11 protein-coding genes are annotated in these 14,381 nt (G+C 52.5%); 8 read left to right on the forward strand and 3 right to left on the reverse strand.

Annotated features, from left to right (window positions below):
• Nucleotides 1-296: 296 nt before the first annotated feature.
• Together ACILRN_RS02140 and ACILRN_RS02145 are read right to left on the reverse strand one after the other, a co-directional pair.
• Nucleotides 297-746, reverse strand: a complete 450-nt coding sequence (locus ACILRN_RS02140; RefSeq protein WP_395685099.1) for a nuclear transport factor 2 family protein — start codon at nucleotides 744-746, stop codon at nucleotides 297-299.
• Between the two features lie 242 nt (nucleotides 747-988).
• The gene (locus ACILRN_RS02145; protein ID WP_395685101.1) at nucleotides 989-1,783 is read right to left on the reverse strand and encodes a hypothetical protein; all 795 of its coding nucleotides are present in this window, start codon (nucleotides 1,781-1,783) and stop codon (nucleotides 989-991) included.
• Nucleotides 1,784-2,581: 798 nt separating this feature from the next.
• Between ACILRN_RS02145 and ACILRN_RS02150 the strand changes: the two genes are divergently transcribed.
• The 8 genes from ACILRN_RS02150 to ACILRN_RS02185 all read left to right on the forward strand — a co-directional run bounded on the left by ACILRN_RS02150 (nucleotide 2,582) and on the right by ACILRN_RS02185 (nucleotide 12,956).
• Entirely contained in the window at nucleotides 2,582-2,896 is a 315-nt protein-coding gene (locus tag ACILRN_RS02150; RefSeq protein ID WP_395685103.1) for a hypothetical protein, read from the forward strand.
• A 217-nt stretch (nucleotides 2,897-3,113) separates the two neighbouring features.
• Entirely contained in the window at nucleotides 3,114-4,622 is a 1,509-nt protein-coding gene (locus ACILRN_RS02155; protein ID WP_395685105.1) for a bifunctional metallophosphatase/5'-nucleotidase, read from the forward strand.
• Nucleotides 4,623-5,097: 475 nt separating this feature from the next.
• Nucleotides 5,098-6,360 (forward strand): HdeD family acid-resistance protein, encoded by a 1,263-nt coding sequence (locus tag ACILRN_RS02160; RefSeq protein ID WP_395685106.1) that lies wholly within the window; start codon nucleotides 5,098-5,100, stop codon nucleotides 6,358-6,360.
• A gap of 1,281 nt (nucleotides 6,361-7,641) precedes the next feature.
• Complete coding sequence (locus tag ACILRN_RS02165; RefSeq protein ID WP_395685108.1) at nucleotides 7,642-8,892, forward strand: glycosyltransferase; 1,251 nt, start codon at nucleotides 7,642-7,644, stop codon at nucleotides 8,890-8,892.
• Between the two features lie 6 nt (nucleotides 8,893-8,898).
• A complete protein-coding gene (locus ACILRN_RS02170) occupies nucleotides 8,899-9,945 on the forward strand; it encodes an HlyD family secretion protein (protein WP_395685109.1) in 1,047 nt (348 codons plus the stop codon).
• Between the two features lie 26 nt (nucleotides 9,946-9,971).
• Nucleotides 9,972-10,148, forward strand: a complete 177-nt coding sequence (locus ACILRN_RS02175; protein ID WP_395685116.1) for a hypothetical protein — start codon at nucleotides 9,972-9,974, stop codon at nucleotides 10,146-10,148.
• A gap of 658 nt (nucleotides 10,149-10,806) precedes the next feature.
• Nucleotides 10,807-11,628, forward strand: coding sequence for a substrate-binding periplasmic protein (locus ACILRN_RS02180; RefSeq protein WP_395685111.1), 822 nt, complete (start codon nucleotides 10,807-10,809; stop codon nucleotides 11,626-11,628).
• A gap of 677 nt (nucleotides 11,629-12,305) precedes the next feature.
• Nucleotides 12,306-12,956: a GPP34 family phosphoprotein gene (locus tag ACILRN_RS02185; protein ID WP_395685112.1), complete on the forward strand. Its 651-nt coding sequence runs from the start codon at nucleotides 12,306-12,308 to the stop codon at nucleotides 12,954-12,956.
• Between the two features lie 977 nt (nucleotides 12,957-13,933).
• On the opposite strand, the gene ACILRN_RS02190 is transcribed toward ACILRN_RS02185, so the two are convergent.
• On the reverse strand, nucleotides 13,934-14,381 hold a 448-nt coding region (locus tag ACILRN_RS02190), incomplete at its 5' end, for a hypothetical protein (RefSeq protein ID WP_395685114.1).

Here is a 14,381-nt window from a genome sequence, read left to right on the forward strand (position 1 = left end):
TCCAATGTGCCGTAAGGTCAGCGCTCTCGACGTAACGGCTGCCGGTCCGCCCACGGCCGCCTGTTGCACGCCAGGTCTCTGTAGCACCGGTACGGGCTCAATGCGTTTCTTCAGACAGCTTTACATCGGTCTTTGGTGCAAGTCCGCTGCGTGCATCAGTTGGGGCCTTGCAGGTCCTGTACAATATAAACCTAAAAGCTGTTATTTGCGCAGCAGCCACAGGTTTCCGACATTGCCGTGATGATCCCGCAAGCTCTTGTGCAGCCTCGCGCTTGGGTAGTGCTCTCTTGCGGCGGTCAGCCAATCCGCCCGAAATTGGAGTGTGCAACGATGAGCCAGCGATCCCCTTCCTTGTGGAACACAGAAAGCCGCGGAGAGATGGCCTCGACAGTCTGGCCATCGATCGTCTGGTTGCTTTTCACCGTGTAGCTGGCAACGAAGACATCATCATGGCCCGTGACCTTGAGGCCAATGGCCACGGGGCGTATCTTGTGGTTGGGCAAGGCCTTCAGATAGCTGGCCTTATCATGGCTTGAGCCATCCGACCGCATGATCTGGAATTCTGGGCCAAGCACCTCGCTGATCCTGGCCAGATCGCCGGAAAACAAGGCATCCAGAAAGCCGTCGATCGCTGACTGTGCCTCCGCGTCCGATATCTTCGTATTGGCCAATGGCGGCTGCGTAACGGCTGCGAGCCCGGCCATTCCTGCTGCGAGGCCAAGCACAATCTTCCGCCGATCCTTCATGACGTTTCCTTTCTGTTATTTCACCAGATGCGGGACATTCCGCAAGTTTCCTTGTGTGTCGTCGGAGCCAAACCCCCTGCTTAGTCGATAATCACTCTGCTGAATAAGTGTTTTTCAAAAATATAGCGCCTCCTGAGCAAAGCCATCGCCGTCATCGGAGTTGAGGAAAGTTCTCTGCCGGCTGCTGAACGATTTTCGAAATGCCCCAAGCAGTCTGATTAAGAAATTGCTTGTCGCAATCCCTAAAGAGGATTGCTTTGAGTAACAAGTTCCTCCTGCAGCTTCCGTACTTCTTCGATAAACTCGGAATATGGCTCAGCCGTGATGCCGATTTCACTATTGATCGGATAGGCCAGATGAATGATGACGAGAAGGTGCAGCATGATGAAAGTTGAAAATGCACTGGATAGAAGTGCCTGGGTCATGAAATATTGTGTGCCTATGAATAGTGGTACGGTTATCGAAAGAAATGTGCCAAATAAAAGAATAGTCCAGATCATGATGGAAAGTGTGCGTGAATAAGTGGCCGTGCGCATCGAATGTGCTTCAATGGCATCGTTGATCCAGTGCATGTGACTGTCTAATATTGGATTTCTACTCGGCTCAGCCATGAGAGCGTCAAACATCTTCTTCAGCGCCACCGATGTTGACGTTGCCATCTCGCTTTCCGTCTGTATCATCGACTCTCCATCAACGATTGCTTTCGCATAATTGATGATTGCGGCCTTCTTGGCGGCATCGTAGGGGCCAATCTGTGCATCTCCCCCGGCTGGCAAGCTGTAGTATAAAGTGCGGAGCGCTCCCGCTTCTCTGACCGAAGAGTCGCGAAGATCCATGTAGACGCCGTAGGCACCTACTAGCGCAAGTCCTAGCGAAACAGCGAATATTCCTCCAAAGTAACCATATTTCGCATTGGCTATATCGTTGTTTGCAGCCAGTTCGCGGTAGGTGAACAACTCATATGTCAATAAAGTGCCGAGCAGACTCATAATCACCGAAAGAACCACTGTGAGTGTAATGGTGATCCAGATTGGCAACTGTGCAATGTAGATTAGAATCGGTTCGATGATGTCGGGATATCAGGGGCTCTGCAACCCAGTTGATAACTACACTTAGTATTGTTCTGGTCCAAGCACCAAGTCGGATATCTCGGGAATCAAACTGAATTCCACCTCAAGATGCTCGACCCATGTAAGCAAGTCGGCAGGTTGAGGCGGTCATCTCTGTATCTCTACCAGCATGTTCTGTCCGGAGACTCCTTTGTCCCGCACACCGCCAGTAACTTCTGGGGCGGTTTATCTATGATCACAGCCTGAGGGTGTATCGAACTGGTCCCCGGAGCAGGATTGGCTCAGCAATCACCTTGTGCGTCGAGATCCAGTTTGTGGGTGCTTCGGTCAGTTGAACTTCATGAGCATCTGCATAAAGACAGTTCCCAACTCGGTGGTTTGGAGCTGACTATGACCGGCGTGAACCGTTCAAAGTCTGAGCGTGCTGCGCAGCCGTACCGGCACCCGGTCGTCATGACCCTTGTCTATCGCCACATAATCATAAGGCTACGGAGCTGACCACGAGGGGTAAGAAGGTAGGCGGGGTGATGGTGATGCTTTCGCAAAAAAACTCCAACAGGAGTGTCATATCCATTTTCGCTGTGATCAGCAGAGCGTCGCAAAAGAAAATCCTGAAAGATCCGAGATCAAAGATGCGAATCAAGCGTTCCGCGATAGGCGGTGGGGATAGAAAGCAAGTGGAGTTGATCATCTACAAACGTGAGCATAAAACGCAGCGACTTGATCAGTAGCGAGTGGTGAAAGTACTGACATAACTCTAACAGAATGTTGGTTGAGCTGGCCGAGCTTTCGCATGCGTTAAGCTTTACCCTGATTCCCCTCCCGCTTGCATCCATTTCTGCCGGGGATATGTCCAACTCGCTTGCAATTCTGTCAATTGCATTTGATTGTGGTCTTTCTCTGGGTCTTCATAGCATCACTTTCAAATCAATCCGCGCCATGCGAGCCGGCGATCCCATTCAGTATCCGCACGGCACAGGTCAGCTTGAGAACTTTTCTGGGTTTCTCTCCGGCGCTTTCAGTAGTCCGGTTACTCTTTATATTGCTTTTTTGCTGGCGAGATCGTCACCCCTGCGGTGACCGTCTTTACCATTTCATAACTGCCTGTGAGTTGGAAATTTGTTCATCTCCCAAGTACGTTTTGCATATCCAGGACGCGCGCGATCAAAGCCCATTAAGCTACCCCCGATGAGTCCTCGCCGCTTTCAGAAGGGGGGTGTTAAAATGAAACTTTATTTATTGTATGCAAGCAGCGGTGCGGATTAATGTTCCATTGAACGAAATTCCAGGAGGCCCGATGCGTCTGTTTCGCAATGCTGCGATCGTTGTTTTCTTTGGCATCGGCGCAGTTCTGTCGCCAGTCCGGGCCGAAACTGTGAACCTCACCCTGCTTTTTGCCTGCGATACCTATAAGGTAGACGGCAATTCGGAGCGCGGTGGCTTCGCCAGGCTCAGCGCGGTGGTGAAGGCGGAACGGGCTAAAGGTGGACATCTTGTCTATGCCCATGGCGGCGACCTGATCTCACCATCGTTGCTGTCGGGCTTTGACAAGGGCGAACATACGATCGTGCTCACCAACATGGCTCCACCTGATATCTTCACGCCTGGCAATCATGAATTTGATTTTGGTCAGGACGTGTTCATGAAACGCATGGAGGAGGCGCGCTTTCCGATTTTTGCCGCGAATCTGCGCCTGCAGGATGGCCGCCCGCTGCCAGGCTTCCGGGACACTGAGATCAAGACGTTTGGCAGTCTCAAGGTAGGTTTTATCGGCCTTGCCGCGGACGACAGCCCGGTGAAGTCACGGCCGGGCACAGGTCTGTCCTTTGCTTCGACCTTTGACACTGGAGTGAGGCTGGCGGGAGAACTTCGTAAGGCGGGCGCAGACATCGTGGTGGCCGTGGTTCATGCAGTCCGCGAAACCGACATGAGGTTGTATGCTAGCGGCGCCTTTGATGTCATTCTTTCGGGTGACGACCACGACCTTGCCGTCCTCTATGACGGTAAAACGGCCTTTGTGGAGTCCATGCAGGAAGCAAATTACGTAACCGCCATAGATCTCACCGTGGATATCTCGGAACAGGATGGCAAGCGCCGCGTCAGCTGGATTCCGGATTTCCGTATTATCGAGACGACAACAATTACGCCTGATCCCGAAACGCAGGCTCGCGTTGATGCCTACAATGCTGAGCTCAGCCAGCAGCTCGACATACCGGTGGGAACCGTGACTGAGCCACTCGACAGCCGTAGCAGGTCGGTTCGTACGCGCGAGGCCGCCATGGGCAACCTGGTTGCGGATGCAATGCGCTGGGCAGTCGATGCTGATGCTGCCATCGTCAATGGAGGAACAATCAGGGGTAACACCGAGTATCCCGCTGGAACCGAACTGACGCGGCGGCATATCTTGGAAGAGCTTCCCTTCAATATGCACACTGTGAAACTCAACATCACAGGCGCGGCCATTCACGATGCGCTGGAAAATGGCGTGGGGGAACTCCCAAATCCCGCAGGCCGTTTCCCTCAGGTCTCTGGCATGTCCTTCACGATCGACATACGAAAGCCCAAGGGTCAGCGCGTATCGGACGTCATCATTGGCGGCAAGCCGCTCGATCCATCCGCGCGTTACACCATCGCCACCAGTGACTATCTGTTTGAAGGCGGCGACGGATATACCGCCTTCAAACAGGGCAAGCCGCTGCTTGGCATGCGTGATGGCAAGCTGATAGCGAACGATGTTATGGCTTATATGTCCTCTCGGAAGACGGTTGCTCCGAAGATCGAGGGCCGCACTGACGTAAAGATGTAACGTGGATTTTTTCTTGCGACCACGCCATCATCTGCCGCTCCGGCTCGGGCGTGGTTCATCGGCAGAACGGTAGAATTCCAAGCTCCCTGTCGTAGGCTCGATTGCCATGGCAATGCCTTGGATTCCACATTATTCCAATATCACGTAATCCAGGGGGATCGCTGCCCTGTGTGTGGTTTGTTTCGCTGAAATCCGGCATGGCCAGACTGAAAAATTTTTGAGGAGAGCAGTGCACCTCCTTGTGCAGGACGCCGAGCGCCGCCCTCTCTCTTGAGCCGATACCGTGCGCTGCCCAGCGATGCAATGCACAGATGATTTCATCGATGGGTTAGTTGATCGTGTCCTGGTTGGATTGCTTCAGCATGGATGAATCGAACTTACACCTACCACCTGCGCCTTTGACCAAGAAACGTCTCCAAATACACCATGGACATGCCTGCATGGCTGAAGTTACAGTCGTCTGGGAGCACTACTCATGTTGAAATTGGGGTTGTTACTTATCGGACCGGCCGCTTTCCGCAAACGCTGGTATGTACTTACAATTGTTGGTTTTCTGGTTTTGCTTTTGGGGATGCTCTCGGTTTTGAGATACATACCAGGTATTGAACAGGCAGTGATTTTACTCTTGGGACTCGCCTTCGCTGTTTATGGACTCGCTCGAACTGCAATGATCATTGCAAACGGACAGATGATCACGGCACCTGCCAAACTTGGCTACACGTTACTTGCAGCGACCTTTGGTACCATGATTTTCCTGTTTGCACCAGTTTATGGCGCAAGGACCCTGGCGTTGATGTTTGCCGTATTGTTTCTTCTCGATGGACTAAACCGAGTCATCCCAGCATGGCTGTCTCGTTTTCCAGCATGGCGGGAACTGGTTGTATTCTCGGCCATGGAATTTCTGCTGGCGATCATGCTCGTGCTGAATTGGCCCTTTGAGGCTGATCAGAACATCACCGTTTCTCTGGCGTTATACTTGGTGCTTACAGGTTGGCTTTTGTTGAAAACGGGTCTTCTTCTGCGCAACCACGAAGAGGAAGCAGCGCTTTTATTGCTTCCAATCTTCGGCAAGCGCGGTTGGTATGATCATGCACCGGTACTGCTTGACCATGACCCACAGAAAGAAATTCGCGACACACCACTGACAGTATATGTATGGACGCCTGCAGGCTCAGCTAACATAAAGAGTCGCAGGCCTATTGTGGACCGGTATCTGGCGGCAGCAGATCCCGAAGGAAATTTGTCGTTCGGGCATGTTGCACTCGGTTCGCCACCAGATATCTACATAAGCCACTACCCAGAAGCTGAGAGCGCTCATTCTGCTGGAAACTTTGTTGCCGCCATCAGCGGAAGGCCCGAACATCATGTTCCAGGCATATTCAAGCCGTCCTATGCTGAGGAGGTCGCCAATTGGTGCAATGCTGATGAGCGCGTGACGATCCATAATGTCAGCACTCGGCGTCTCCGGGCGTTTTGGGCAGGGTACAAACAAGACTCGACTTACAACTTGGTCAACAGGAACTGCTCAACATTGGTAGCAGCTGCTTTGGACGCCTCAGTTGAAGGCGCGCTGTCAACTCCCTTTCCCTGGTTGCGCCTTATGCGCCTTCTGCTGACGCCTGACTTCTGGCAGGCCGCTCTTGTTCGGAGCCGGGCAGAAGCTGCCACTTGGACGCCAGGGTTGGTACTGGACTATGCATCTCCTCTTGCCCGGCTCTTGGACAGATCTCATCGATAAATGTGAGTGAATACAAGCATCGTGTTGGAGTAGGCGAAACGACAGCTATAAGCTCAGAAAGTATGTTCCAGGTGATAGGCTGAATGCTGATCATGCAAGAAGATCAAGATGCGACTATCAGAAATGCCGCTGGATAATTCAAAGAATCTCTGAGACGCCTGTTGATCTGATCGAAGGTGTCCGCTCAGCGGCTGGCACAAGTCGACCGTCGTGTCGGCTCCTTCGATGGATCATCCATAGGTAGAATCCCTGCGGGATGATTGCCCTGTTGCCTTGCTGATGCACTTACCATTGGCGTGGAATCTAATGGCATCGCTCTGCCCATTCGCCATTGTTGCTCGTGAGGCTGTTGTCTGCGAAGTCAGATTGCACCAGACATTCCAGCCTTTAACGCGATCTTTGGTCGTTGCAGCCTTGCTTCCGCTGTTCGGGCAGTATGTGGGCCTTGGTGCAAGATATGAATGTCGTTTCGCTCAATTCAGGAAAGTTGGAACCAGAATCAGCCAGACTGGAGTCAGGTCGAGTCTTGATCAAAGGCAGATTGAGCTATGCAGGATCATCGGAAGAGGATTTGGGTTGAGGGTTTTCTCTACCCGAAAACTCCATAACATTTCACTGTCTTACCGGTTCCATAGTGATGAAGCAGACAGCCTGGGTTCGAATCCAACGAGGTGTTGGGGAATTTACGTGGGTTGATGATGAGCTTGTGTGCTCATGATCCTGTTTGGACATGCAAGGACTTCAACTGAATCCCTCAAGCTGTGTGGAAACTTGCTCTTGGAGCAAGTGTCACCGTCTGAACAGCCATTGTGTCGATGCTCCGGCCTTGGGTGTTTTCATCCATTGGCCACGCTGAATCTCTACGGCTCTCTGGTGATGATTGCTTATCGTCATGAACAAATTAGGTTCATTGTTGCTGATTGACGCTCAGATGGCCTTCTCTAAGTCAGAGGTGCTGAGGGAACGTCAGGGGCCCTTCGTCATCATGACCGACACTTGTCGCAAAGTCGACTGCAAGGCTTGTGGCCAGATTGCCAAGGAGCATCAGGAAGCCGGGGTAGCGGTCATGGTGCGTCCCTGGACGTCTTCTTGCCAACACGATCGGATGTAGCATTGAGATACGACAGCCCACCTACTGATCAGAATCTTGCGACCCACATATCTCTCTTCACGTGATGCCTCCTAAAGTTGCATTTCTGGTTGTGCAGTTTTAGCTAGGTTTCTGCACGGACTGATGCATATGCTTGGTTCAGTGTTCGGCACGAGAGAAGTCCCAACATCGTGAATTTTGACGCGATTGGTCTCACCGGAGAGTTCTTGAGGGAGCAGCCCTTTACACTGGCGTTTCTCCTCATTGTCCTTGAGATACCCCGGTATACGTTCTCGATTGTTGTGCTGGCTCTTGCGCAGCTCCGAGGTTCAGTAGCCTCTCCGGTCTCTGATTTTTCGGTGTCAGCTATTGTCCCAGCGTTCAACGGCGCGGACGTTCTGGCTCACACCATTCGGAGCATTTTCGCTGATGGAATTGAAGACGTCATTGTCGTCAATGATGGATCGACCGACAACACGCCTCAGTGCCTCGCTGAACTGCAGAAGGTCTATCCCCGATTGAAAGTGCTTCACCATCAGCAACGAGCGGGAAAGAGCGCGGCAATCAACCATGGCGCACGCTATGCCACAGGTGAACTGCTTCTTGTTGTCGACGCCGATACCTCCGTTCATCGTGGAGCTACTGCTCGCCTTGCGTCAGCCTTCAGCGATGACAGCGTTGGCGTAGCCACTGGAAATATTATTGTTGCCAACAAGGCTTGCAACTTACTCACAGCGATACAATCAATCGAATATCTTCTCTCGGTCAGCGTTGGAAGAGGATTTCTCGAACACCTGGGGGCAGTAAGTTGCTGTTCCGGCGCGTTCTCGATGTTCCGGCGCTCCGTGTTTGAGCTTATTGGAGGGATGAATGTCGGGCCAGGTGAGGACCTCGAAATCACACTGAGGTTGAGACAAGCTGGCTATCAGGTACGCTTCGTCAGTGATGCCATCGTAGAGACTAATGTACCCCAAACACCAAGAAGTCTCATCCGTCAACGTTGTCGCTGGGACCGCGATGCCCTCAGCATCCGTGTCTTCATGTACCAACAAATGTCCTTGAGGTTTAAAGGCGAGCGCTTGAGCGATACGTTGCAGCGAATGGATTTCATCCTTCTTGAGCTGATTCCAACACTTGTCTTCCCCTTCTATCTGACCAATCTAGCTATCACTCGAAGCGCAGATTTCTGGTCACTTCTTGCCGGTTTCTATGTCGCGCTCCTTTTGGTTTATGTAACCAACATCGCTCTTGCCTTTGTCGCGGCAAGGCGCCCTCCGACCATACTGGAACTCATAGTGTTTCCACTGGTACCCCTCTACCAGGGCCTTATCATGAAACTCGTTCGATTTTACGCCTACACGGATGAAATAATCTTTGCGAGATCACACAACGATCCCTTCGTGCCAGACCGCATACGCGCAGCCCTCTATGATGGCCAATGAGATGCCATGAACAACATGCCTACGACGATAGACCCGGTAAAGTCCAGAAGAGCAACTGCAGGAGGTGTCGTTCGAACGGCCTATGCGACCCTGCTTCTTGGGCTTGCTGCCATACTCGGCTGGTTGATGCTGAAACCGCTGATCTATACGGAAAGCGCTGGGCAGGTCCTCGCACCGAGATACATCATCTCCACGCCATACATCGCGCAGATAGTTGAGGTTAATGTGAGGCCCGGCGAGAGAGTCAAGGCCGGTGACGTCGTGGCGAGAGTGCGATCGCCAGAGGTCGAAGTGCTACGCGCCCACCTTGCAACGTCTCTTGCCGAACAGAACAAGACGGTCGCTGACAGCCGCATCAGACGGGCTGTCGCTGAAGCAACGCTACCCGCAGCCCGGAAACGTGCCGAGTCAGCCGTAACCAATGCGAAGAAGCTCGGTGACAAAGGCTGCATATCGGGCTCTCTGTTCTGCGCTGAAATAATCCGGGAAGAGGCTCTGTCAGCTCTGATGGTGGCCCAGACCTATGCGGAGTTGAAGGAGATATCTGCTGAAATCGCTGGGTTGGAAGTTTCTCTTGAGCGCATCCAGGAAATATACTCAGCTGTTCTCACTTCCTTCAACAACGGAGATCAGGTCACGCCGATTTCAGGTGTCGTATCGACACGCATCGCCTATGCAGGTCAGAGCGTTCCCACCGGCCAGCCAATTATCGAGGTCCTCGACGAGTCGAAACAGTATGTACAATGGGTGATGGACTCTTCAAGGATTAGGCAACCATTGGCGGGAGATCCTGTTTACATCCTTGATGGATATCGCATCATCCGAGGAACGATATCTGATCTGCTTTCTGTCTCAGACGTTGCTGCAGAGTCTGTATCGATTTTCAGACCGGCTGACACGGGTCAGGTGGTCATTATCAAGCTCAACCCGGGTGAAACATATCCACCCGTCATGACGCATGTCGAGATAAGGTACAACTACTGGCGCTCAATGGACGGTCTGGTCGAATTCTATACCTCGCTCATGGAGCGGCTTGGACTCTGGTCAAGATGACTGTCCCATGTCTCACACGTGGCGAAATGCTGCATCATTATCTCTGTGCCTATGTGGGACCCTCGTCCGAGTTCGGGAACGGGGAACTGCTCCGGTGTCCGAAATGCCGTCGGCCCCTTTCAGACGATGGACATGATTGGGAGGTACTGCCAGGACCTACCTTCATGCATTCGGCCGTAGCGCAGGCCAAGGATGAGATGTAAGCCATCCCTACCTCCTTGCCGTTCGTGCTCCCAGTCAACCAATCTCTCTTCCGTCACGGGCGTAGCTCCGCGGTAGAATGTTAAATTCCTAAAAGCTTGGATCGGTGCGGAGTGTTCACTAGGCGCTCTGGCTTCCATCACGTTTTTCACATCCGTCACTTCAGCGCTATGCGGCCTCCGGGGTCGTTCACCATGCCCGACACAGGCTATTGGCGAGATAGACCATTGAAGAGCAATGTATTTCATATCGCCCTATGCCAAGCGCTCGATCGTAATATTGGTGGTGGTCATCAGAGGATTGGCATCAACACTTTTGTCCGAGCTGTTCAAGCAGAACACCGACGCCTGCCGTTCGCGCTGCCAGCGGAGCTGATCCTCGGTTCATAGTCGCTCTTCCTGTTCTGCTGGAGCGCAGTGATCCACGTGGGCCATTGCCGCTCAGAAACGTGGAGTCAACATAAGAAATGCCCATGCTCGTGCTCTGTAGGTGTGGACGGGCCAATCAGCCGTTGGCCCGTGTTGTGTCTGCATTCATCGAGGCAAGGCCCCGTACAGTCCTTCGATACATCGCGAATATATGCTATACGAAAGCCAGACAATATGCGAATGTTGCACTGTTTGCTTACAACATGTTGATTGTTGGTTTTGGGGATTATCTATGGGGCGCAGAACTCACAACTGGAGTGCAACTGGTCTTTTCTTCGTCTGTGCTTTCACGCCAGCAGTATTTGCAGCAGACCCCCCAAAGGACTTGGAAGTTGCGACCCTGACATCGGGTCAACTGACAGTCTGCACCTATGGTGGATTTGCACCTGTCAGCTATAAGGACGCCAACGGTGCTCTGGTGGGATATGACATTTCCTTTCTGGAGCAATTTGCCAAAAGATTGAATCTATCTCTCTCAGTGCGGCACTTTCCTTTTGATGGTCTATGGACGCTGCCTGCTTCAGGTCGGTGTGATGTTGCTGCAGCCGGGATCATGAAGCGTGAGGACAGGCCTGTGGGAGCAGGAGGTGCCTGGAGCGACGCATACTTCACTGTTCAACGCTCACTGCTGGTTCGCGCAACAGATCTGGCAGATTTCCGCGATCCAAAAGTGATCAGGGACAAGGTGATCGTTGTTACGCGCGGGTCAACGGCGGAGATTGATGCAAAACTGCGCTATCCCGAAAGCAAGATAGAATATGTTGATGAGATTGTTCCAGATGAGCATTCAGACAACGTGCAACTCTTTGTCGTTCAATCACTATTGGCAAAAAAGAGGATTGATGCTTTCGAAGAGGGCGATGTCTCGAATGAGTATCTCCAAAAAAAGTTCAACAACAGTGTTGCGGGAGGACTTGCTGTTGCTGATGTTCATCACATCGAGGGCGGTCGAGAAACCTTCAACTTCATTGTGCGAACCGAGAGCACAGGTATCCGTGAGGCGCTGAATGCCTTTATAGAGGATAAAGGTAACACCTATGGGTTAACCCCTTAGCGGATGGCGGCATTGTAATGGCGATATGCCTTTTCGGTAAGTTGAAGCAATCCTTCATGCGTGTTCGATCATGAGAACTGGGGCAGGGACACTTCTTGCCAGCCTGGCGTCGTTCTGTAATCTCTGACCCGTCGCAGGCATAGTGCAGTTGTAGAACGGCAGTTTCCCAAACTGAACAACCCGCCATCATCAAGGTCCACAACTGACAAAACATTGCGCCAAGTGCCTGGGAACTGATTGGGCAATGACACAGGGAGTTGAGGTTTTGGGGTTGGAATGGCGTCCACCCAGCTAAATTCTAGTTTCCGGATTGACGTAGTTGATCACTGAAACCATGAAAACCACGCATATACTGGTATTCTTCGGTCCTTATCCGTCAATAGCAAGTATAACGAAAACTCTAAGCTGGCAGGGTTTTCAGGACAACGACTGCCTGCCGCCGGCGTGAGCGCCGCAGGACACACAAGTCTTCTGCAAACGCCAGTCGATTCTGCTGAAACGGCAATTGCAGCCTTAGAGACCGGCGTCATCGCAAGCTTCACCTTTCCGGCGAACCGGGTTAGGATACCAAAGATGTTCCCACCCTCAAGGGTACCGACCACTTCGCCTGGGCGTTCTGTGCAGGTTGGCAACGGCGAATTGCTGACGATTAGGCTTACATAAGCGAGGGTTTCTATATGCTGTCAGTCCCTGAGGAGTTTCTGCTCCTTACTCTGAAAGACGAGGGTGGTACGTTCGTGGACCTTCCTGCGGAGTCGCGGCGAGCTGGTTTCGTTGGTGCCGCACTCATGGAACTCGCGTTGCAGGATCGCCTTGATTACGACAACGCTCAGGTCTGGTTGGTAGACGAGACACCGACAGGGAGCGGATTTCTTGATCCAGTTCTCACCCGGCTCTCCAATCCGCTTTTCAGCAAACAGTCAGAACGCCTCATTGGTCGATTGGTCGATCTCGGGGATTCGGTCCGTGAGGCTTCCCTCAACAGGCTCTGCGACAGGGGCGTTCTCGTTGAGACTGAGGGTCGCTTCCGCTGGTTGCTCAAGACCCGCCGCTACCCAATGACCGACGGAAAGGAGATTCGCGAAGTGAAGCTCCGCCTGCTTGAAGTATTGCTGCGTGATGGCCTTCCAGACCCGCGTGATGTCTGCCTCATGTCACTGGTCGAGACCTGTGGGTTGACCGGTCAGATTGTAGAGCAATCTGATTTGGCGCTGGCTCAAAGCCGGATCGCGCAGTTCTCGAAGATGGAATTCGTTGGCCAGGACTCTCGGCGGTATCTCGAGATCCTCAACCGCGCGATGGTACTTGCTATTCACTCCGACGTCTGACAACGCAAAGATATAGGATGCATCGGGAGTAAAGTATTCAACAACGGCCTGCATGATCAGTTGGTGCCTGATCAAAAAGACAATGAACATGGTCGGTTGACCTCGCCAGTATTTATGCAAGATGCAGTGAGAGGCTATTGCATCTTTGTCGCCCCTTAGAGAGATGGTGGCAATATGATGTCGACCGGTGCCGGCGTGCGGTATCCATCGATCGAAGGCGGCCTTCGCGTGTTGTAGTGAATGCACAGATGTTCGATGATGGCTTGTTTTCCCGGAGACTTAGAAGACGTCACCGTGCAGCTGCCCGAGCTTGGGCTTGCCGTTGAAGGGTTCGCATGTTTCGCTCTCCCACGGTGAGTCTGGCTCGAAGCTCAGGCTCTTCGCACCGTGCCCTGACAGTTACTGCAGCAGGGTCCTGTCAATCAATCCCGGACCATTGTCAGATCTGATGAGGGTCTGGATCTCTTCAAACAGCATCGCGTTGGCCAGCGTCTCAATGACACCCATAGGGTAGATCCGGTGAAGTGGAGTAGTTGAGCATTGATTGAAGCTCATGCTTGCGATGATTTTTGTTGATTCCAGTAGCATGCAAGGCGCTTGCTTTCGGCGCCTTCCCGCGCGGCCATTGGGCGCTGTGCAGATCTTTTCCCTGTTGCCCTGGTTACTCTTACGAACCTCTCGGATTACAGCTTCAATTACGAGAACATGAGGTGGACCGAACCGGATCACGAAGCCGCCGTCAGGATTGACGGATAATGATATCAAGCTGTTGTTGGGCCATCTGGCCACGACGACTTACCAGTTGTGTAACCTCTGAATGCTCATGTTGAACTGGCTTATGGCACGAGAGTTGGTGAATTGGCCGTGCCAAACGTCGGAGATGTTCAGGATGCCAAGGGCAAGAGCTGATTTCTTGCTCCGCCGTTGGCGTGCCCTTCAGAAATGAAACGCAATCTCTGGCATGATGTCGGGATTATCTATTGGTCGCTGTATTCGAGAGACGAATGATGAACCACGATTCGCAGGTTGTTATCCTGATCCTTGACGTACTGCCACGTCTTGTCCACCGTGACCACTGCCCCGTCTTTGTTCGTTATGCGAACCTTTCCGAGCGATGTCGCGGTTTCACCAAGAATGATGATCGCGTTGTCTTCGGCTACGCAAGAGGTCCAGCCTTTCAGAGCAAATCCTTTGTCATTGGGAAACTCGGGATCACCACCAACAAAATAGGCAAGAGCGCCGGCGCGCGTCGTACGCACCGTCTGCGGGTTGACGGTGAGCGTGGGCTTGAAGAGTACACCACCCTTGTCATAGGCATAAGCACTGTCGATCACTTTTTCTGCCAAAGCCTTGGCAGCGCTTTGACCACCTGTTTCATAGGCTTTGGAGATGTCTACAAGAGCGGCACACCAGGCGCGTTGAGCG

It is taken from the genome of Aestuariivirga sp., assembly GCF_044238155.1.
In the GTDB taxonomy this organism is placed as follows: domain Bacteria; phylum Pseudomonadota; class Alphaproteobacteria; order Rhizobiales; family Aestuariivirgaceae; genus Aestuariivirga.

Coding starts and splice junctions, on each gene's coding strand:
- ACILRN_RS02140 (WP_395685099.1), bottom strand. CDS start 746: ATGAAGGATCGGCGGAAGATTGTGCTTGGCCTCGCAGCAGGAATGGCC.
- ACILRN_RS02150 (WP_395685103.1), top strand. CDS start 2,582: ATGTTGGTTGAGCTGGCCGAGCTTTCGCATGCGTTAAGCTTTACCCTG.
- ACILRN_RS02155 (WP_395685105.1), top strand. CDS start 3,114: ATGCGTCTGTTTCGCAATGCTGCGATCGTTGTTTTCTTTGGCATCGGC.
- ACILRN_RS02160 (WP_395685106.1), top strand. CDS start 5,098: ATGTTGAAATTGGGGTTGTTACTTATCGGACCGGCCGCTTTCCGCAAA.
- ACILRN_RS02170 (WP_395685109.1), top strand. CDS start 8,899: ATGAACAACATGCCTACGACGATAGACCCGGTAAAGTCCAGAAGAGCA.
- ACILRN_RS02175 (WP_395685116.1), top strand. CDS start 9,972: ATGCTGCATCATTATCTCTGTGCCTATGTGGGACCCTCGTCCGAGTTC.
- ACILRN_RS02180 (WP_395685111.1), top strand. CDS start 10,807: ATGGGGCGCAGAACTCACAACTGGAGTGCAACTGGTCTTTTCTTCGTC.
- ACILRN_RS02185 (WP_395685112.1), top strand. CDS start 12,306: ATGCTGTCAGTCCCTGAGGAGTTTCTGCTCCTTACTCTGAAAGACGAG.